Source organism: Pseudomonas machongensis (assembly GCF_034961125.1).
GTDB classification, from domain to species: domain Bacteria; phylum Pseudomonadota; class Gammaproteobacteria; order Pseudomonadales; family Pseudomonadaceae; genus Aquipseudomonas; species Aquipseudomonas machongensis.
This window is the reverse complement of record NZ_JAYFUI010000190.1, coordinates 343,880-364,217: the sequence shown is the minus strand read 5'-3', so window position 1 is coordinate 364,217 and position 20,338 is coordinate 343,880. Positions and strand designations below refer to the sequence as shown.

Annotated in this window: 17 protein-coding genes; 12 read left to right on the top strand and 5 right to left on the bottom strand. The window is 64.7% G+C overall.

Features of this window, described 5'->3' with window-relative positions; genetic code table 11:
• Positions 1 to 32: 32 nt before the first annotated feature.
• Positions 33 to 932, top strand: a complete 900-nt coding sequence (locus tag VA602_RS23875; RefSeq protein ID WP_323454514.1) for a 1-aminocyclopropane-1-carboxylate deaminase/D-cysteine desulfhydrase — start codon at positions 33 to 35, stop codon at positions 930 to 932.
• Here the strand turns inward: VA602_RS23875 and VA602_RS23870 are convergent.
• Entirely contained in the window at positions 923 to 1,468 is a 546-nt protein-coding gene (locus VA602_RS23870) for a cytochrome b (protein ID WP_323454513.1), read from the bottom strand. The genes VA602_RS23875 and VA602_RS23870 overlap by 10 nt on opposite strands.
• Positions 1,469 to 1,676: 208 nt before the next feature.
• Positions 1,677 to 2,609, bottom strand: coding sequence for a DUF1853 family protein (locus VA602_RS23865; RefSeq protein ID WP_323454532.1), 933 nt, complete (start codon positions 2,607 to 2,609; stop codon positions 1,677 to 1,679).
• A 43-nt stretch (positions 2,610 to 2,652) separates the two neighbouring features.
• Here VA602_RS23865 and VA602_RS23860 point away from each other — a divergent pair, with 43 nt between their 5' ends.
• From VA602_RS23860 to VA602_RS23810, 11 genes are all read left to right on the top strand, one after another.
• Entirely contained in the window at positions 2,653 to 3,543 is an 891-nt protein-coding gene (locus VA602_RS23860) for an NAD(+) kinase (RefSeq protein WP_054893119.1), read from the top strand.
• A complete protein-coding gene (locus VA602_RS23855) occupies positions 3,540 to 4,514 on the top strand; it encodes a metallophosphoesterase (RefSeq protein ID WP_178117541.1) in 975 nt (324 codons plus the stop codon). Before VA602_RS23860 ends, VA602_RS23855 begins: the two co-directional genes overlap by 4 nt.
• Positions 4,511 to 5,389 (top strand): rhomboid family intramembrane serine protease, encoded by an 879-nt coding sequence (locus VA602_RS23850; protein WP_323454512.1) that lies wholly within the window; start codon positions 4,511 to 4,513, stop codon positions 5,387 to 5,389. The genes VA602_RS23855 and VA602_RS23850 overlap by 4 nt, the downstream gene beginning before the upstream one ends.
• A gap of 14 nt (positions 5,390 to 5,403) precedes the next feature.
• The gene (locus VA602_RS23845) at positions 5,404 to 5,664 is read left to right on the top strand and encodes a YeaC family protein (RefSeq protein ID WP_054893122.1); all 261 of its coding nucleotides are present in this window, start codon (positions 5,404 to 5,406) and stop codon (positions 5,662 to 5,664) included.
• Positions 5,661 to 6,491 (top strand): DUF2797 domain-containing protein, encoded by an 831-nt coding sequence (locus VA602_RS23840; RefSeq protein ID WP_063543897.1) that lies wholly within the window; start codon positions 5,661 to 5,663, stop codon positions 6,489 to 6,491. Before VA602_RS23845 ends, VA602_RS23840 begins: the two co-directional genes overlap by 4 nt.
• 13 nt (positions 6,492 to 6,504) lie before the next feature.
• On the top strand, positions 6,505 to 9,165 hold the full coding sequence (pepN, locus tag VA602_RS23835) for an aminopeptidase N (protein WP_323454511.1): 2,661 nt from the start codon (positions 6,505 to 6,507) through the stop codon (positions 9,163 to 9,165).
• A gap of 233 nt (positions 9,166 to 9,398) precedes the next feature.
• Entirely contained in the window at positions 9,399 to 10,421 is a 1,023-nt protein-coding gene (locus VA602_RS23830) for a YCF48-related protein (protein WP_323454510.1), read from the top strand.
• Between the two features lie 20 nt (positions 10,422 to 10,441).
• Complete coding sequence (locus VA602_RS23825) at positions 10,442 to 12,814, top strand: efflux RND transporter permease subunit (protein ID WP_407682533.1); 2,373 nt, start codon at positions 10,442 to 10,444, stop codon at positions 12,812 to 12,814.
• A 113-nt stretch (positions 12,815 to 12,927) separates the two neighbouring features.
• A complete protein-coding gene (locus VA602_RS23820; protein ID WP_323454509.1) occupies positions 12,928 to 13,218 on the top strand; it encodes a DUF5629 family protein in 291 nt (96 codons plus the stop codon).
• Complete coding sequence (locus tag VA602_RS23815) at positions 13,184 to 14,314, top strand: lactonase family protein (protein ID WP_407682532.1); 1,131 nt, start codon at positions 13,184 to 13,186, stop codon at positions 14,312 to 14,314. Before VA602_RS23820 ends, VA602_RS23815 begins: the two co-directional genes overlap by 35 nt.
• Positions 14,315 to 14,435: 121 nt before the next feature.
• The gene (locus tag VA602_RS23810) at positions 14,436 to 14,615 is read left to right on the top strand and encodes a hypothetical protein (protein WP_063543907.1); all 180 of its coding nucleotides are present in this window, start codon (positions 14,436 to 14,438) and stop codon (positions 14,613 to 14,615) included.
• A 126-nt stretch (positions 14,616 to 14,741) separates the two neighbouring features.
• Here the strand turns inward: VA602_RS23810 and VA602_RS23805 are convergent, their stop codons facing one another.
• The 3 genes from VA602_RS23805 to VA602_RS23795 are packed head-to-tail and all read right to left on the bottom strand — an operon-like array spanning position 14,742 to position 20,208.
• Complete coding sequence (locus tag VA602_RS23805) at positions 14,742 to 15,335, bottom strand: glutathione S-transferase (RefSeq protein WP_323454508.1); 594 nt, start codon at positions 15,333 to 15,335, stop codon at positions 14,742 to 14,744.
• The gene (locus VA602_RS23800; protein WP_323454507.1) at positions 15,332 to 18,976 is read right to left on the bottom strand and encodes an AAA family ATPase; all 3,645 of its coding nucleotides are present in this window, start codon (positions 18,974 to 18,976) and stop codon (positions 15,332 to 15,334) included. The genes VA602_RS23805 and VA602_RS23800 overlap by 4 nt, the downstream gene beginning before the upstream one ends.
• The gene (locus VA602_RS23795) at positions 18,973 to 20,208 is read right to left on the bottom strand and encodes an exonuclease SbcCD subunit D C-terminal domain-containing protein (protein ID WP_323454506.1); all 1,236 of its coding nucleotides are present in this window, start codon (positions 20,206 to 20,208) and stop codon (positions 18,973 to 18,975) included. The genes VA602_RS23800 and VA602_RS23795 overlap by 4 nt, the downstream gene beginning before the upstream one ends.
• Positions 20,209 to 20,338 lie beyond the last annotated feature (130 nt).

The window sequence follows — 20,338 nt, the reverse complement described above, 5'->3', positions numbered from 1 at the left end:
TGCTAACGTGCGGGCTTTTCGGGGGGCTATAGATGTTCGATGGACTTTCCGGCTCCACCGCCGCGCCCCTGCAAAGCCTGCACCTGCCCTGGTTGGCGCACGCCGGTGTGGCGTGCGCGGTGTTGCGTCTGGACCTGATCGACCCACTGGTCAGTGGCAACAAGTGGTTCAAGCTGCAGCATCACCTGCATGCTGCCCGGAAGGCCAACGCACCTGGCCTGATCAGTCTGGGCGGCAACCATTCCAATCATTTGCACGCCTTGGCCGCTGCGGGCAGGCGCTTCGGCTTCGCCACCGCCGGGTTGTTGCGAGGCCAGCGGCAAGACACCCCGACCGTCCGTGATCTGGAAGCGCTGGGCATGACCTTGCACTGGTTGGGCTACGGTGGTTATCGGGCGCGCCACGCGCCAGGCTTCTGGCAACCCTGGCAGGCGCGTTATCCCGGCTGGCATTGCATCCCCGAAGGTGGGGGCGGTATGGAAGGTGCCCTGGGATGTGGGCAGATCGTCGAGCAGGCGCGAGCGCAATTGGCGTCGATCGGTTGGGATGATTATCACGCCTGGTGGCTGGCGGTGGGCACCGGCACCACGCTGGCAGGCCTGGTACTGGCCGAGCAGGGCGCGCATCCGGTGCATGGCGCCTTGGCGGTGCCGCGCGATCATGGTGTGGAGCAGGGCATTGCGCAACTGGCGGGTACAGCGGGCTATTGCCTGCACGACGCCTGCCGCGGCGGATTCGCCCGGCGCGATGACGCGTTGCTGGCATTCATCGCAGACAGCGAGCGGTACAGCGGTCTGCCACTCGAAGCGCTCTACACAGGGAAGGCACTGTTGGCCCTGCGTGAGCAGGTCGAGGCCGGGCGATTTTCACCCGGCACCCGCCTGATCTTCATTCATACCGGTGGCCTGCAGGGGCGGCGCGGCTACTTGTAAGGCAGCATGCGCAGCAGTGTGTTGTCCCGGCGTACGTAGTGGTGGTACAGCCCGGCAACGGCATGCAGCCCGATCAGCCAGTAGCCCCAGGTGCCGATGCGTTCATGCCAGCCCTTGATGAACTTTGCCTGGTCCGGATCCTGGCCGATCAGTGCAGGCAGCTCCAGCCCAAAGAATGGTATTGGCTTGCCCGCAGCGCTGAGGATCAGCCAGCCGGCCAGTGGCATGCCGATCATCAGCAGGTACAACAGCACGTGGACCAGATGGGAGAGGCCGGTCTGCCAGGCGGGTGGCTTGGGCACGATCGGTGGTGTCGGGCGCGCCAGGCGCATGGCCAGGCGCAGCCATACCAGCACGAACACGGTGAGCCCGAGCATGAAGTGCAGGCTCTTCATCAGGTCGCGCTCGGCGCTGTCCTTGGGGAACAGGCCGCGCAGCTCGATGCAGGCATAGACGGCGGCGAGCAGCACCAGCATCAGCCAGTGCAAGGTGATGGACAGGCGCGCATAGTGTGGCCCGGGAGTGGATGAAACCATGGTCGGTCCTCGTCATCAGGTTGGATGGGCGCTCTTGCTGGCGCCTGATGTGGACTTTAGCGCGTCGATTGGTAATTTTTCGTTGTTTCAGGTCGGTTGTTTCGATGATTTTTGGGCTCGGAACGGCATTTTCTCGAGCACTGGTCCTGGGTCATCCCGACAAGTGTGGCCAGCTGTCACTCACCAGAAACACTCGCTCCGCCTCTTGTCAGGCGCCTTCACTATCCTCCTCCAACCTCACCAGCAATTGTGCCGCGGCTCCTTCCTCCAGGCGCCACAGCCAGGCTGCAAAACCCGCCGCCCCCCAGTGATCTCCAGCCTCGACCCGTGCAGGTGCCAGCCAGGCATGGCGTTGCAGCGGTTGCCAGAGTGCCGTTGGGTGAGCGCTGGCATATTGCGCCCACTCGCGTCGATGCAGCCATCGCCCGCGCAGGTGCGCAGGGTTGGCCCCGAAGGGGGCCGTGAGTTGCCCTGGCCAAGGATGGAAAAGATAGCCACCCAGCCACAGGTGCGACTGCACATCGCCCACCTGCAGTTGATTCAGGACTTCCCGGCTTTCGGCCCGAGCCGAGATCGGCAACTGATGTGCGACCAGGTGCGCCAGCTTGCTGCCCAGGCGGTCGTGGCAGCCTGGCCCCAGCCACTGCGCCGGGTCATGGGCATCAGACTGATCCGGCCCGAGGTAAAGCTTGATCGCCAGTTCCAGGTGATGGTCGCCCGTGCGATCGCGCAGCAGGATATCCAGCTCACCCAAGGTTTGCCCGCCTTGGCGGATTGCCAGGTTGGCAGCCAGCAGTTCGACACCGGGTGCCTGTTGCAGGGCGAACTGCCAGAGGCTTTCGTAGTACAGCCCCAACCGCCGGCTGGTGAGGCGCGCCAGCCACGTCTGCAAGGGCTGCGCATCATGGTCGAGAGCCAGCAGCCAGTCGCGTAACCGCCCCGGATCGTCCGCCCAGCCGCTGGCCGCCAGCGGATGGCGTTGCGGGCCGGGCGGTTCGCTCAGCAGCGGCGGCGACAGCAGCGTCCACGCCAGATCACGCACGGCAGGGTGGCGGAGCTGGCGGGGCATGGCATGGAGGTCGGTGAAGGGTGTCATCCTGCGAGCATAGCCGGTTTGCCGCTGGCCGGTCGTTTCGCCCATAATCCAGGCATTGTCACCCGCCGCAGAGCCTTGCAGGAGCCCCATGGAGCAATTTCGCAATATCGGTATCATCGGACGCCTCGGCAGCTCGCAGGTGCTCGACACCATTCGCCGACTGAAGAAGTTCCTGCTCGAGCGCCACCTGCACGTGATCCTCGAGGACACTATCGCCGAAGTGCTGCCCGGCCACGGCCTGCAGACCTCCACGCGCAAGCTGCTGGGCGAGGTCTGCGACCTGGTCATCGTCGTCGGTGGCGACGGCAGTTTGTTGGGCGCCGCCCGAGCGCTGGCCCGGCATAACATCCCGGTGCTGGGCATCAACCGCGGCAACCTCGGCTTTCTCACCGACATTCGCCCCGACGAACTGGAAACCAAGGTCGCCGAGGTGCTCGACGGCCACTACCTGGTCGAGAACCGCTTCCTGCTGCAGGCTGAGGTTCGCCGCCACAACGAGGCCATTGGCCAGGGCGACGCGCTCAACGATGTGGTGCTGCACCCAGGCAAGTCGACGCGGATGATCGAGTTCGAGATCTACATCGACGGCCAGTTCGTCTGCAGCCAGAAGGCCGACGGCCTGATCGTCGCCACGCCCACGGGGTCCACCGCCTACGCGCTGTCTGCCGGCGGCCCGATCATGCACCCCAAGCTCGATGCCATCGTCATCGTGCCGATGTACCCGCACACCCTGTCTGGCCGGCCGATCGTGGTCGATGGCAACAGCGAGCTGAAGATCGTGGTCGCCAAGGACCTGCAGATCTACCCACAGGTCTCCTGCGATGGGCAGAACCACTTCACCTGCGCTCCAGGCGACACCATCACGGTGAGCAAGAAGCCGCAGAAGCTCCGCCTGATCCATCCGCTGGATCATAACTACTACGAAGTCTGCCGCACCAAGCTTGGCTGGGGCAGTCGCCTGGGGGGCAGGGACGACTGATGCTCGATCCGGCACGCAGTTTCGACATCATCGGCGACGTTCACGGTTGTGCGTTGACCCTCGAACGCCTGCTCGACACCCTTGGCTACACGCGCACGGGCGGTGTCTGGCGCCATCCGCGGCGCCAGGCGCTGTTCCTCGGCGACATCGTCGACCGTGGCCCGCGCATCCGCGAGGCGCTGCATATCGTCCACGACATGGTCGAAGCCGGCCAGGCCCACTGCATCATGGGCAATCACGAGTACAACGCCCTGGGCTGGGTCACGCCGGCGCTCCCCGGCAGCGGCAAGGCCTTCGTGCGTGAGCACACGCCGCGTCATGCCCGCCTGATCGACGAGACCCTCACCCAGTTCGCCCAGCATCCCGGCGACTGGCATGATTTCATCCAGTGGTTCTACACCCTGCCGCTGTTCGTCGACGCCGGGCGTTTCCGTCTGGTGCATGCCTGCTGGGATCATCAACTGATCGCACAGCTGCGCGCCCAGTACCCGGACGGCCGTATCGACGAACACTTCGTACAGGCCTCGGCGGTGTCGGGAAGCTTCGCCTCGACCGTGTGCAACCGCCTGCTGCGCGGCACCGACATGCGCCTGCCCGACGGCCTCACGCTGACCGGCGGCGACGGTCTGACCCGCGCCTTCTTCCGCACCAAGTTCTGGGAAGAAGACCCACAAACCTATGGCGACATCGTGTTCCAACCTGATGCGCTGCCCGAGGAAGTGGCCCGCGCGCCGCTCAGCCACAGCCAGAAGAACGCCCTGCTGCGTTATTCGGAGGATGAGCCACTGCTGTTCGTCGGCCATTACTGGCGCAGCGGCCACCCCGCGCCGATTCGCGCCAACCTGGCCTGCCTGGACTACAGCGCGGTGCTCTACGGCAAGCTGGCCGCCTACCGGCTGGACGACGAAACCCGCATCGATCCGCACAAGTTCGTCTGGGTCGATGTCGACCGACCACAGGCCAGCCAATGAACGTGGTCGAAGTGATGCGTCTGCCGCTGGGTGTCGACCTCAGTGGTTTCGTTGCCTTGTTGCGGCGCCTCGAGGTGCCGCACCGGGTGGTCGAGGAGGGCAGTGAGCAGGTGCTTTGGGTACCGCCCGCCATGGCCGCGCAGGTGCTCGAGCTCTACCGGCGCTACCCTGACGGCAATGCCGATGTGGAGCCGGTCGTGGACGCGGGCTTGCCGGCGAGCGCGCCGGCCCGGCCCCCGCTGAAGGAACAGTTGCGCGCCTGCAAGGTTACCGCGGGGATGCTGCTGCTGTGCATGGCCGTCGTTGGCTTGACCGGCCTGGGCGAAAACCTCTCGACCCTGAGCTGGTTCACCTTCCAGGACTACCAGGTACAGGGCGACTACCTCTACTTCGTGCCGCTGGCGCAGAGTCTGGGCGAGGGCCAGTGGTGGCGCCTGGTGTCGCCCATGCTGCTGCACTTCGGCGTCCTGCACCTGGCCATGAACGGGCTGTGGTACTGGGAGCTGGGGCGGCGCATCGAATTGCGCCAGGGGCCCTGGGCGTTGCTGGCGCTGACCCTGGTGTTCAGCCTGGTGTCGAACCTGGCCCAGCATTTCATCGGCGGCCCGAACCTGTTCGGTGGCCTGTCCGGAGTGCTCTATGGCTTGCTCGGTTACCTCTGGCTCTACCAGTGGCTGGCGCCCACCCCATTGTTCAGCCTGCCCCGCGGCGTGCTGGTGATGATGCTCATCTGGCTGGTGATCTGCCTCAGTGGCGTGGTCGGCCAGCTCGGCTTCGGCCAGATCGCCAATGCCGCCCATGTCGGCGGGTTGCTCATCGGATGCCTGACAGGCCTCTTGGGTGGACTGCTGGCCCGGCGTAAACTGTCGGCTTGATTTAGGAGACGCTCATGTCCACTTTCGCGCAAATGATCGAAAACATCACCCCCGAGATCTACCAGAGCCTGAAGACGGCGGTGGAAATCGGCAAATGGTCCGATGGCCGCAAGCTCACCGCCGAGCAGAAGGAGCTGTCGCTGCAAGCGGTGATTGCCTGGGAAATCCAGAACCTGCCCGAGGAAGAGCGCACCGGCTACATGGGGCCGCAGGAATGCGCCTCCAAGTCTGCGCCGATCCCCAACATCCTGTTCAAGTCGGACTCGGTACATTGATCGAACTCGCTCGTGGCTCCTTGAGTAAGATGGCGGTGCGTCTCGAAGCACCGGTCGTGCAGTACAGCTTTCGCCTCGGTGAGGAGCAGGTGCCGGTCAACCCGTTGATCGGCCAGTCGCTGCGTCTGGAATACCTCGGTGCGATCCACTGCACCCATTGCGGCAAGCGCACCAAGACCAGTTTCAGCCAGGGCTACTGCTACCCCTGCATGACCAAACTGGCCCAGTGCGATGTGTGCATCATGGCCCCTGAACGCTGCCACTACGACGCCGGCACCTGCCGCGAGCCGTCGTGGGGCGAGCAGTTCTGCATGACCGACCATGTGGTGTACCTGGCCAACTCGTCGGGCATCAAGGTGGGCATTACCCGTGCCACGCAACTGCCCACCCGCTGGCTCGACCAGGGCGCCAGCCAGGCACTGCCGATCATGCGCGTGGCCACTCGCCAGCAGTCGGGCCTGGTCGAAGACCTGCTGCGCAGCCAGGTACCGGACCGCACCAACTGGCGCACCCTGCTCAAGGGCGATGCCGAGGTACTGGACCTGGTCGCGGTGCGCGAACAGATCTTCGATGCCTGCGCCGAAGGCCTGCGCGAGCTGCAAGGCCGCTTCGGCCTGCAGGCGATCCAACCGTTGCCCGACGCCGAAGTGGTCGAGATGCGCTACCCGGTCCAGGCCTACCCGAAGAAGATCGTCAGCTTCAACCTGGACAAGGACCCGGTGGTGGAAGGCACGCTGCTGGGCATCAAGGGCCAGTACCTGATCTTCGACACCGGCGTGATCAATATTCGCAAGTACACGGCCTACCAGCTGGCCGTGCTCCAGTAAAAGGATCGTCACCATGCGTACCGAACAACCGCAAGTGATCTACCTCAAGGACTATCAGGCGCCCGAGTACCTGATCGACGAGACGCACCTGACCTTCGAACTGTTCGAGGACCACACGCTGGTCCATGCGCAACTGGTCATGCGCCGCAACCCCGAGCGCGGCGCCGGCTTGCCGCCGCTGGTGCTCGATGGCCAGCAACTGGAGCTGCAGCGCGCCGCGCTGGACGACCAGGAGCTGCAGGCCGGTGACTATGCGCTCGATGACAGTAGCCTGACCGTCCACCCCAAATCTGAGCGCTTCACCCTCGACACCAGCGTGAAGATCCATCCGGAAAGCAACACCGCGCTGGAAGGCCTGTACAAGTCCGGCAAGATGTTCTGCACCCAGTGCGAAGCCGAAGGTTTCCGCAAGATCACCTACTACCTCGACCGCCCGGATGTGATGAGCACCTTCACCACCACGGTGATCGCTGAACAGCACCGCTACCCGGTGTTGCTGTCCAACGGCAACCCGGTCGGCAGCGGTCCGGCAGAAGACGGCCGCCACTGGGCAACCTGGGAAGACCCATTCAAGAAGCCGGCCTATCTGTTCGCGCTGGTGGCGGGCGATCTCTGGTGCGTCGAGGACAGCTTCACCCGCCAGTCGGGTCGCGACGTGACCCTGCGCATCTACGTCGAACCCGAGAACATCGACAAGTGCGACCACGCGATGGTCAGCCTGAAGAAGTCCATGCGCTGGGACGAAGAAGTCTACGGCCGTGAATACGACCTGGACATCTTCATGATCGTCGCGGTCAACGACTTCAACATGGGCGCCATGGAAAACAAGGGCCTGAACATCTTCAACTCCAGTTGCGTGCTGGCCCGCGCCGAAACCGCCACCGATGCCGCCCACCAGCGCGTCGAAGGGGTGGTCGCCCACGAGTATTTCCACAACTGGTCGGGCAACCGCGTGACCTGCCGCGACTGGTTCCAACTGTCGCTCAAGGAAGGCTTCACGGTGTTCCGCGATGCCGAGTTCAGCGCCGACATGAACTCGCGCACGGTCAAGCGCATCGAGGACGTCGCCTACCTGCGCACCCACCAGTTCGCCGAAGACGCCGGCCCCATGGCCCATCCGGTGCGCCCGGACAGCTTCATCGAGATTTCCAACTTCTACACCCTGACCGTGTACGAGAAGGGCGCCGAAGTGGTAGGCATGGTCCGTACCCTGCTGGGCGCCGAGGGCTTCCGCAAGGGCAGCGACCTGTACTTCGAACGTCATGATGGCCAGGCGGTGACCACCGACGACTTCATCAAGGCCATGGAAGACGCCAACGGCGTCGACCTGACCCAGTTCAAGCGCTGGTACAGCCAGGCCGGCACGCCGCGCCTTGAAGTCAGCGAAACCTACGATGGCGCGGCACAGACCTACAGCCTGACCTTCCGCCAGAGCTGCCCGCAGACGCCGGACAAGCTCGACAAGCTGCCATTCGTGATCCCGGTGGCATTGGGCCTGCTCGATGCCGAGGGCAATGACCTGCCGCTGCAACTGGCTGGCGAAGCGGCTGCCGATGTCGCTACCCAGCGCGTGCTGTCGGTGACCGAGGCCGAGCAGACCTTCACCTTCCAGGGCATCGTCGCCAAGCCGCTTCCGTCGTTGCTGCGTGGCTTCAGTGCGCCGGTCAAGCTGAGCTTCCCCTACGACCGCGACCAGCTGATGTTCCTCATGCAGCACGACAGCGACGGCTTCAACCGCTGGGAAGCGGGCCAGCAGCTGGCCGTGCAGGTGCTGCAGGAGCTGATCGGCCAGCATCAGCGCGGCGAAGCGCTGAAACTCGACCCACGGCTGATCACCGCCTTGGGTACGGTGCTGGGCAACGAGTCGCTGGACCCGGCCATGGTCGCCGAGATGCTGTCGCTGCCCGGCGAGGCCTACCTCACCGAAATCAGCCAGGTGGCTGACGTCGACGCGATTCACGCGGCCCGCGAGTTCGCCCGCCAGCAGATCGCCGAGCAGTTGTTCGATGCGCTGTGGGCGCGCTACCAGGCCAACCGCCAGGTGTCGCGCAGCACTGCTTATGTAGCCGCAGCCGAGCACTTCGCCCGCCGCAGCCTGCAGAACATCGCGCTGTCGTACCTGATGCTCACCGGCAAGTCGCAGGTGCTGGAAGCGACCCTCGAGCAGTTCGAGCACGCCGACAACATGACCGAGCGCCTGACCGCGCTGGCAGTGCTGGTCAACTCGCCGTTCGAAGCTGAGCGCGCCAAGGCGCTGGAGGCCTTCGCCGAGCACTTCAAGGACAACCCCCTGGTCATGGACCAGTGGTTCAGCGTGCAGGCGGCAAGCAGCCTTCCGGGCGGGCTGGCGCGGGTCAAGGCGCTGATGCAGCACCCGGCCTTCACCCTGAAGAACCCGAACAAGGTGCGCGCGCTGGTTGGCGCCTTTGCCGGACAGAACCTGGTCAACTTCCACGCCGGCGACGGTTCGGGTTATCGCTTCCTGGCGGACCTGGTGATCGAGCTCAACGCGCTCAATCCGCAGATCGCCTCGCGCCAACTGGCGCCGCTGACCCGCTGGCGCAAGTACGATGCTGCGCGTCAGGCGCTGATGAAGGGCGAGCTGGAGCGGATTCTCGCTTCCGGGGCACTGTCCAGTGATGTGTATGAGGTGGTGAGCAAGAGCCTGGCTTGATTCATTTTTAAACCGGCTGGCCTATTCGCGGGCAAGCCCGCTCCCACAAGGATCAGGGAGCGGGCTTGCCCGCGATGCTTTTTGGCGGTTAACAAAACATAACGTCCCGCCCGTTGTGTTCGCGCGATTTTCCCCGATAGGATGGCCCAAAGCTATTGCAGGGCTCTGGATCAAGGGTTTTCGCAGTACCTGCAAGGCATTGACCCACTACAAGAACACAACAGGGGGCGGTCATGAGGGAATGGCTGAAGGCGGATGCCAGGCGCGGAGCCTTGGCGTTGACGGCCAGCGCGTTACTGGCGCTGGGCACATGGACAGGTACCGCACAGGCCGCGGCCGTGGCCGAATATTCGGTGGAATCGGCCAAGGCCAGCCAGAGCCTGCTGATCGACGCCGTGCACGCCGGCAAGCGCCTGGTGGTGGTCGGCGATCGCGGCCATATCCTGTTCTCCGACGACCAGGGCAAGACCTGGACTCAGGCTCGGGTGCCAACCCGTCAACTGCTCACCGCCGTGTTCTTCCTCGACGACAAGCGTGGTTGGGCAGTCGGCCATGACGCGCAGATTCTCGCCAGCAGCGACGGCGGTGCGACCTGGAGCAAGCAGTTCGAAGATCTCTCCCGTGAAGCCCCGCTGCTCGATGTGCGTTTCGTCGATGCCCAGCACGGCTTCGCCGTCGGCGCCTATGGTGCGCTGCTGGAAACCACCGATGGTGGGCAGAACTGGCAGGACGTCGCCGAGCGTCTCGACAACCCCGACCAGTTGCACCTCAATGGCATCACCCAGGTGAAGGATGCCGGCCTGTTCATCGTGGGCGAGCAGGGCAGCATGTTCCGCTCCAGCGACGACGGCCAGACCTGGTCGCACGTCGAAAGCCCCTACGAGGGTTCGCTGTTCGGCGTGACCGGCACTGGGCAAGCGCACACGCTGCTGGCTTACGGGCTGCGCGGCAACCTGTTCCGCTCCACCGACTTTGGCGACACCTGGCAAGCCATCCCGCTGGAGGCGGGACGGGGGGCGCTCGAATTCGGCCTGGCAAACGCTACGCTTCTCGATGATGGCAGCCTCGTCGTGGTCGGTAACGGTGGCAGCGTGCTGCGCAGCCGCGACGACGGACAGACGTTCACGGTCTACAACCGCGCCGATCGCATCGCGCTGTCCGGTGTCAGCGGTCTGGCCGATGGCGGCCTGCTGCTGGTGGGGCAGGGTGGCGTACACCTGGCCACCGCCGAAGGCGCCGAGGAGGCTCGGCCATGACCCGTCCGGAGAATTTCAACATGCCCCACCACAAGGACAAGGCCACCCTGCTCGAGCGGCTGATCTTCAACAACCGCCCCGTGGTCATCGCCCTGTGCGTGCTGGTGAGCATCTTCCTGTTCTGGCAGGCCACGCAGATTCGCCCCTCCACCAGCTTCGAGAAGATGATCCCGCTGCAGCACCCGTTCATCGAACAGATGATGGAGCACCGCAATGACCTGGCCAACCTCGGCAACACCGTGCGCATTTCGGTCGAGGCGGTCAACGGCGACATCTTCGACAAGGACTACATGGAGACCCTGCGCCAGATCCACGACGAGGTGTTCTACATCCCCGGCGTCGACCGTGCCGGGCTGAAGTCGTTGTGGAGCCCGAGCGTGCGCTGGAGCGAGGTGACCGAGGAAGGTTTCTCCGGCGGCGAGGTGATCCCCAACACCTACAACGGCTCGCAGGACAGCCTCGACACCTTGCGTGACAACGTGCTCAAGTCTGGCCAGGTCGGGCGCCTGGTGGCCAACAACTTCAGGTCGAGCATCGTCGACATTCCGCTGCTGGAAAACTTCCCCGACCCGCAAGACCCGGGCAAGCTGACCAAGCTGGACTACCAGAAATTCTCCCACCAACTGGAAGAGAAGATCCGCGACAAGTTCCAGGCACAGAACCCGAACGTGAAGATCCATATCGTCGGCTTCGCCAAGAAGGTCGGTGACCTGATCGACGGCCTGGTGATGGTGGCGATGTTCTTCGGGGTTGCGCTGGTCATCACCTGGGCGTTGCTGTACTGGTTCACCTGGTGCATTCGCAGCACCATCGCCGTGCTCATCACCACGCTGGTGGCGGTGGTATGGCAGCTAGGGCTGATGCATGCGGTCGGCTTCGGCCTCGATCCTTACTCAATGCTGGTGCCGTTCCTGATCTTCGCCATCGGCATCTCGCACGGGGTGCAGAAGATCAACGGCATCGCCTTGCAGTCCAGCGATGCCGACAACGCCCTGACCGCAGCGCGGCGCACCTTCCGCCAGTTGTTCCTGCCGGGGATGATCGCCATTCTCGCCGACGCCGTGGGCTTCATCACTTTGCTGATCATCGACATTGGCGTGATCCGCGAACTGGCCATCGGGGCCTCGATCGGTGTGGCGGTCATCGTCTTCACCAACCTGATCCTGCTGCCGGTCGCGATCAGCTACGTCGGCATCAGCCAGAAGGCCATCGCCCGCAGCAAGAAGGACGCGGTCTGCGAGCACCCGTTCTGGCGCCTGCTGTCGAACTTCGCCAGCCCCAAGGTGGCACCGGTGTCGATCGCGCTCGCGCTGGTCGCCTTTGCCGGCGGTCTCTGGTACAGCCAGAACCTGAAGATCGGCGACCTCGACCAGGGCGCGCCGGAGCTGCGTCCGGATTCGCGCTACAACCAGGACAACAGCTTCATCATCAACAACTACTCGACCAGTTCGGATGTGCTGGTGATCATGGTCAAGACCCCGGCAGAGAGCTGCTCGATCCACTCGACCATGGCGCCGATCGACGAGCTGATGTGGACCATGGACAACACGCCGGGCGTGCAGTCGACCATCTCCCTGGTGACCGTGTCCAAGCAGGTCATCAAGGGCATGAACGAGGGCAGCCTGAAGTGGGAGACCCTCTCGCGCAACCCGGACATCCTCAACAACTCCATCGCCCGCGCAGACGGCCTGTACAACGCCGACTGCTCGTTGGCACCGGTGCTGGTGTTCCTCAACGACCACAAGGCCGAGACCCTCGAGCGCGTCACCACGGCGGCCAAGGCCTTTGCCGATGCGCACAACAAGGAAGGCCTGCAGTTCCTCATGGCGGCCGGTAACGCCGGCATCGAGGCGGCCACCAACGAGGTGATCAAGTCGGCCGAGCTGACCATCCTGATCCTGGTGTACATCTGCGTGGCGGTGATGTGCATGATCACCTTCCGCTCCTTCGCCGCCACCCTGTGCATCGTTCTGCCGCTGGTCCTGACCTCGGTACTGGGCAACGCGCTGATGGCGTTCATGGGCATTGGCGTGAAGGTCGCGACGCTACCGGTGGTCGCCCTCGGCGTGGGCATCGGTGTGGACTACGGCATCTACATCTACAGCCGTCTGGAAAGCTTCCTGCGTGCGGGCCTGCCGCTGCAGGAAGCCTATTACGAAACCCTGCGCTCCACCGGCAAGGCGGTGCTGTTCACCGGCCTGTGCCTGGCGATCGGCGTGTGCACCTGGATCTTCTCGGCGATCAAGTTCCAGGCCGACATGGGCCTGATGCTGACCTTCATGCTGCTGTGGAACATGTTCGGCGCGTTGTGGCTGCTGCCGGCGCTGGCACGGTTCCTGATCAAGCCCGAGAAGATGGTGGGCAAGGAGGGGGGCTCGATCTTCGCCCATTGAGGAAACTGCCGCCATTCGTGCAGGAGCGGCGCAAGGCCGCTCCTGCACAGTTTCAAGGCCTCTTGCAGTGATCCGAAGATATAATGGCCACCTTCCTACCCCAAGGTGCACCCATGCCCCCTCTCGCTACCGCCCTGCAAACCTGCGACATGCTCCTGATCGACGGCCTGCACGCCTTCGAATTCACCTGCGACAGCTCTGGCCTCACCATCGAATGCATGGACGGGCGCCAGTTGCGCCGCTGGAGCTTCACCCCCGAACAGATCGCCGCTGCGCGGGCAGAGGGGAACGATTGGCTGCTCCACGATGCCCAAGCAGAACACCGTCTAGTCTTGATGAGTGCGTTTCGCGCCCCGGAAGATGACGAAGATGAAGCTGACCTCCAAGAGCCTGCTGACCGCTAGTCTGATGAGCCTGTCGATCCACACCCAGGCTGCCACCTTGCTGGTCGGCAGTTACACCGAAGGTGCCAGCCAAGGCATCTACCGTTATCAATTCGACCCGCGCAGTGGCCAGATCGCCACACCAGCCCAGCAGGTGGTCAAGGCTGTCAGCCCGTCCTGGCTGGTGCTGTCTGCCGACCAGCGTCAACTGTTCGCAGTGAACGAGACGCCTGCGGGGCACATCAGCAGCTTTGGCGTGAGTGGCAAAGGCGAGATAACGCCGCTGAACCAGGTCCTCAGCCTGGGCGATGAGCCGACCCACGCCAGCCTCAGTCACGATCAGCGCTACCTGTTCGTCGCCAACTACGCCGTGGCGCCCGATCCTGGCGGTAGCCTGGTGGTGATCCCGGTGGCGCGCGACGGCAAGCTCAAGGCGGTGCTTCAGCAGTTGCGCCATGCCCCGAGCAAGGTCAATCCCGAGCGCCAGACCGGTGCCCATGTGCACTCGGTGGTCCAGTCGCCCGATGGCCGCCACCTGTATGCCAGTGACCTGGGCGCCGACAAGGTGTTCATCTACCGCTACGACGGCGCCAGTACCGACCGGCCGCTGAGCCCGGCGATACCCGCATTCGTCACCTTGCCGCCAGGCAGCGGGCCACGGCACCTGCTGTTCGATGCCAAGGGGCGGCATGCCTACCTCACGCTGGAAATGAGTGCCGAGGTGGTGGCCTTCGACGTTCTGGACGGTGCGTTGCTCGAGCGTCAGCGCCTGCCGTTGACCGACAGCACCGAACCTGCCGCCAAGGCGGCTGGCGGCCTGCACTTGTCCGCCGATGGACGTTTCCTGTACGTCAGCAACCGCGGCAGCGCCAACCAGATCGTGGTCTACGCCGTGGGTAAGGACGACGGCCAGTTGACCTTGCTGCAGCGTCGCTCGGTGGAAGGCGATCACCCCCGGGAATTCAGCCTGGATCCAAGCGGCAACTTCCTGCTGGTGGCCAACCAGAAGAGCAACCAGATCGTGGTCATGCGCCGTGATCCGCGCAGCGGCAAGCTTGGCGAAACGGTGCAGACACTGCCCCAGGACGCGCCTTCGGACCTGAAGTTTCTCGATTGACTATCAATCGGCTTGATAATCGCTACTGCTGCAATGAATTTCAGCCAAGCGCCTCGTCGGCGTAAGTTTGACCCAAGGCCCAAGAGGGCCACTGTCAAACAGCGAAGACGAGGACACACCGATGAACTTCAATCTCTTCCCGGTCATTGCCGCTTCTGCCATTTCCGCTTCCGTCGTACTGCCGGTCCATGCCCAGTCGGAAAGCCGCGGCAAAACTGTCGAAACCCACAGCTACACCGAGCAGTACCTGCGCCAGAGTGCCCATTTCCACGCAGCCCTGAGTGCCAAGCACAGCAGCTGATCGACCCCTGACAGGTTTTTGTGGGAGCGGGCTTGCTTGCGAAGCAGTCACCACGGTGCCATGGCACCGACTCCGCCGGTGTTTGCGAGCAAGCCTACTCCCACAGAAACCTGGTCAATGAGTTTTTCAGCGGGCCATGATTGCCTTGAACAGGTCCGATGCCAGCCATCCCTGCAACCAGCTCCGCACCCGCGGATAAGCCGCCTCGGCGAACCACTGAGGTTCGACCCCGGCGAACTGGCGCAGCAATGGCAGCAACGCGGCATCAGTCAGGCTTGGGTGATCCGCCAGCAGGAAAGGCCTGTTCTCGAGCAGGCCTTCGAGCTCCGCCAGCCAGGCTTCGGCCTGCTGGCGGTAATGCTCGCGTGAATGCTCCGGGTAGCGCTCGGCGTATTTGTACAGGTTGACCTGCGCCTTGAAATCCCGGTCATTGCGCGCGATCAGCGCTTCGCCCCGTTCAGCCGCCAGTGGATCGGCCAGCAGCCGCCAGTCTTGCGGGTCGTCTTGCGCCAGCGCCCAGCGCATGATGTCCAGACTCTCCTCCAGCACCCGCTCCCCGGTATCGAGCACCGGCACCGTGCCCTTGGGCGACAGGGCCAGCAGTTCGGCCGGCTTGTCCTTGAGCACCACCTCGCGAACTTCCACGTCACAGCCTGCATAACGCAGCGCCAGGCGCGCACGCATGGCCCACGGGCAACGGCGGAATGAATAGAGGATCACCCGCAGACCTCGACATCGCTCAGGCCATTGCCCTGGCGGCGTACCTGGATCTGCACCGGAATGCGCTCATGCATCTCCTGCACGTGGGAAATCACCGCGACCTTGCGCCCCTGGGCCTGCAGGCCGTCGAGCGCATCCATGGCCAGCTGCAACGACTCGGGGTCCAGGCTGCCGAAGCCTTCGTCGATGAACAGCGACTCGATGCGCAGGGTGCTCGAGGCCATCGACGCCAGCCCCAGTGCCAGTGCCAGCGAGACCAGGAAGGTCTCACCGCCCGACAGCGAGTGCACCGAGCGCAGTTCGTCGCCCATCTCGGTGTCCAGCACCAGCAGGCCGAGGGCGCTGCCACCGCGCTTGAGACGATAGCGCCGGGCCAACTGGCGCAACTGATTGTTGGCGTGGTGCAGCAGCAGGTCGAGGTTGTAGCCCTGGGCGATCTTGCGGAACACATCGCCTGAGGCCGAGCCGATCAGGTCATTGAGCCGGCCCCAGCGCTGGCGCTCGCCACGGGCCTTGTCGATGTCGTCGGCGAGTGCCTGGTGCGCCTGCTGGCGACGCTGGTCGTCGGCCTGTTGGGCGCGCAGTTCGGCGCAGTGCTGTTCGTGGATGGCCAGTTGCTCGCGCAGTTCCCCAAGGCTCTGCTGCAGGTCTTCGGCCGACGCCTGGACGGTCGAATCGGCGCTGTGCTGTTGCAGGCGCTGTTCGCGCTCGTGCAGCAGCACCCGTGCCTGCTCGACGGCTTTGTCGGCGTCCTGCAGGTGCTGGCGCAGCGCGCTGACGGCGGCGTCATCGATGGCCAGCAGGCGCTCCAGGCCGACGTCGTCCAGCTCAGGGTGTTCGGCGCGCCATTGGGCGATGTCGCCGTGCAGTTGCTGGTGTTCCTGTTCCAGTGCCTGCTGGCGATTGCCGTTGGCCTTGAGCTCACTGGCCAACTGCACGCCTTGGGTGCGCAGCGTCTGCAGGTGTTGTGCGGTATCGGCGTCGAGCGCCCGTGCCTGCTCCAGTTGCGCGTCCATATGCTGTTGCCAGGCTTCGGCGCTGGGCTGTTCGCCGAGCAACTCGGCCAGTGCGGCCTGGGCCTGCTGTCGCTGGGCCTCAAGGGCGGCGAGTTGCTGGCGCAGTTGTTCCTGGGTGTCCAGCCGTGCTTGATGCTGATCGCGCAGCTTGTCCAGCTGTAGCTGGCGCGCCTGCTGTTCTTCCTGTTCGTCCTTGCGCTGTTCGAGCTGCTGCAGGCGCTGGGTGATCTGCTGGTCGAGGGCGACGAACGCGTGGGTCGGATCGTCGCTCAGGGCCTTGAGCACGTCGTCCGGCAGTACGCTGGCGAGGTCCTTCAGCCCTTGTTCCAGTTGCTGCTCGTCGTTGGCCAAGGCTTGGTGCTGTTGTTCCAGATGGCGCTGGGCCTGTTGCTGGGCCTCCTGCGCCGCTTGCAACTGCTGGGTGAGGCGGGCGGCGTCCTTTTGCAGGGCGAGCAGGGCGCTCTGGCGCTTCTCGTCCTTGCCGATTTCCTCGTCCAGGCGCCGCAGCTGGCTGTCGAGCCAGGCGCTGCGAGCCTTGTCGTCCTGCGGTGCCAGGGCTGGCCACAGACTGTGGGCCTGCACCTGTGCGACCAAGGGCTGCAGCTGTTCGCCGAGTTGCTGTTGCTGCTGTTGGAAATCCTTGAGCTGGGCATTGACCACGCCCAACTGGGTGCGCAGCTCCACCAGTTGACCGTTGAGGGCCTCGACCTGTTGCTGCGCGGCCTCTTCTTCGGCCTGGTCATGGCGGCCGAGGCTCTGCAACAGCGCTTCGGGCTGGTGGAACGGGTGCTCGGCGCTGCCGCAAACCGGGCAGGGTTCGCCGTCGCGCAGTTGGCCGCGCAGTTCTTCGACGCTGGTGTTGCGCGCCAGGCGTTGGCGATCGAGCAACTGGCGAGTGAGGGCGAGCGCCTGTTCTGCCGTTTCCAGCCGGGCCTTGGCCGATGTGCCGTCGCTGATCAGTTGCTGGCGTTGCTGCATGGCCTGTTGCTGGCGCTCACGCAGGGCGTCGAGCTGCTGGCGCAGTTCCATCTCGCGACCGTGCAGGCGCGACAATTCCTCGACAGCACGCTGCTGCTTGCGGTTGTCCTGCAGCATGCCGCCGAGCAGGTCGATCTGTTCGGCCAGGGCCTGGGGTTCGGCCTTGGCTTCGCGGAACAGCAGCTCGAAACTGTCGCGCTGGGTTTGCAGCTGGGTATTGGCCTGGCTGGCCTGCGCCTGCAAGCCTGGCAGTTCTTCGCGACCCTTGGCCAGACGGCCGCCGATCAGCATCACCTGCTTGAGCTGCGGCAGGTAGGCCTGCCAGGCATTGGCCAGGCCCGCCAGATGTTGGCTGTCGGCCAGCGCGGTGTCGATCAGGGCGAGTTGTTCCAGGCTGCGCTGCTGGTTCTGTTCCAACTGCTGCAGATGCTGCTGGCTTTCGGCAAGGTCCTGCTCAGCCTGCTGGCAGGCCGAGTGCTGTTTTGCCAGGTCCTGGTCGAGGCGGGCGAGGCCGTCCTGGGCGGCAAAGGCCTGGCGCAGGCGGGGAGCGTTCTCGCTGTGCTGCGCCTGGCATTGCGCGAGCGCGTCGCGTGCCGCGAGCTGCGCCTGCTCCAGTTCGCCGGTACGGGTGTGCAGTTCGGTTTGCTGGCGTACCTGCTCGGCAATTTCGGCGGCCAGCGGCGAGAGCTGGGCGGCCAGGGCCAGTTGACGGTGGAACTGATGGCGCTGCGGGGCCAGGCGCTCCAGGCGTTGCAGGTCGATGCGCTGCTCGCTGAGCTGTGCGCTGGCGTGCTCGGCGGCCTTGAGCGCTTCACTGGTCTCGGCGTGTTGGGCCAGCAGGCGCTGTTGTTCGCTGAGCCAGGCGCACTGTTGTTCAAGCTGCCGCTCGCGCGCCTGTTCGCCCTTGAAGTGCTGTTGCGCCTGCTCCAGGCGCTGGTCAAGTTCGGCGCGGGCCTCGGCAGCCAGCGGCAGCAGGTGGCTGGCGCGCTCCTCAAGATCCTTGAGCGCTTCGGCGGCCTCGCGCGAGCGGGTGAAGGCGCGCTGCCCCAGGCGGGTATAGATGGCCGTGTTGGTGAGCTTTTCCAGCAGTTCGCTACGTTCGCGATCGTCGGCCTTAAGGAAGGCTCCGAACTCACTCTGGGCCAGCATCACCGCACGGGTGAACTGCTCGAAATTCAGCCCCAGGCGTGCTTCGGCCAGTTGCTTGTATTCATTCTTGCCGCTGGCCAGCAGTTGTTCGCCGTCCAGGTCGTAGAAGCTCTGGCGGCTGTGCTGCAATTTGCCGTTGGCCTTGTCACGCGCTCGGTTGGCTTCCCAGCGGGCGCGGTAGCGCTTGCCATCGATGCCGACGAAATCGACCTCGGCAAAGCCGCTGCCGGTGCCGCGGCGCAACAGGTTGCGCGGATCGGAGGTAGGGATTTCGCCGTCGGCGTCCGGCACTTTGGCTTCGCGGCCGATCTCGTTCAGACGTGGCACCGTACCGAACAGCGCCAGGCACAGGGCGTCCAGCAGGGTGCTCTTGCCTGCGCCGGTCGGGCCGGTGATGGCGAACAACCCGGCGCTGGCCAAGGGCTCGGCAGTGAAGTCGATGTCGATGGGGCCGGCCAGGGAGGCAAGGTTCTTCAGGCGGATGGCCAGGATCTTCATGGCTGCTCCTCCAGTTGCACGTCCTGCAGCAGCAGGGCGAAGTCGCTCAGGGTCTGTTCATCGACGGGGCTGCCGTAGGCCTGCTCCCAGGCGCGGCCGAACAGGTCCTGCGGGGTCATCTGCGACAGCTCGACGAAGGCCTGTGCGTCCTCGTCCAGAGCGTTGCGCCCAGCATATTCGGCGCTGATGCGCACCAGGCGCACTGCCTTGCCCAGCAGTGCGCTTTCGATCTGTTGGCGCAGGTCGGGCTGCGGTTCGTCCAGGCGTACCCGCACTTCCAGCCACGGCTGGCGGTTGGGGTCGTCGAGGAGGTCGATCACCGGCAGGTCGGCAAGCTGCTCGAGCAGTTCGCCGAGCGGTGCCGGGCCCATGCGCTGCAAGGCCACGGCCCGCGGTACCAGGCGCGGTTCGACGCTGAGCAGCTCGGTGCCGTCCAGCTCGATCTCCAGTACCTGGTGCGGGTAGTTGATCTCGGCGAACGACAGCGGGATAGGCGCGCCGCTGTAGCGGATGCGGTTCTCCCGGTTGACCTTCTGTGGCTTGTGCAGGTGGCCCAGGGCGACATAACTGATGGCCTTGTCGAACAACCGCGCCGGCAGGGCTTCGGCGTTGCCGATGATCAGGCTGCGCTCGGAGTCTTCGGAAATCGAGCCGCCGGCCATGTGGGCGTGGCTGATGGCGATCAGCGCCTGGTCCTTCTTGCGCTTGCCAAGGGCGGCGGCGATCAGTTGCTGATGCACCTGGGTGATGCCTTGCAGGTAGTCATCGCCCAGTTGCGGGCCGGTGACTTCTGCCGGGCGCAGGAAGGGCAGGGCCAGGCACCAGGCACAGACCTTGCCGCGGGCGTTGGTCAGCGGGATCAGCAGGCGTTCGGCGTCGAGCTGGCCTTCGTCGAGCCAGTGCACTCGGCCCAGGGCGTGAGTGCGCAGGCGGCGCATCAGGGCGGCGGGCAATTCGATGCGCGAGCCGGAGTCGTGATTGCCGGCGATCATCACGATGTCCAGCTTGGGCTGCTGTTCGTGGGCCTGGACGATGAAGTCGTAGAGGCGCTCCTGGGCTTTGACCGGTGGGTTGACCGTGTCGAAGATATCCCCGGCGATCAACAGCGCGTCGGGTTGGCGCAGGCGCAGCTGGCCGAGCAGCCAGTCGAGGAAGCAGGCGTGTTCGAAGTCGCGTTCCTGGCCGTGGAGGCTCTGGCCCAGGTGCCAGTCGGAGGTGTGAAACAGACGCATGGAGGACCTGTTGGTGTCGAATCAAGCGAGCGGCCGGGGCTGCGCTTGGGATGGGGTCTCGGAGGGTGGGTATGGTAACCCAAGTGGCTGCGCAGATTCGCTTTTGCTGTGGCTGCGAGGTCGCCAGGCG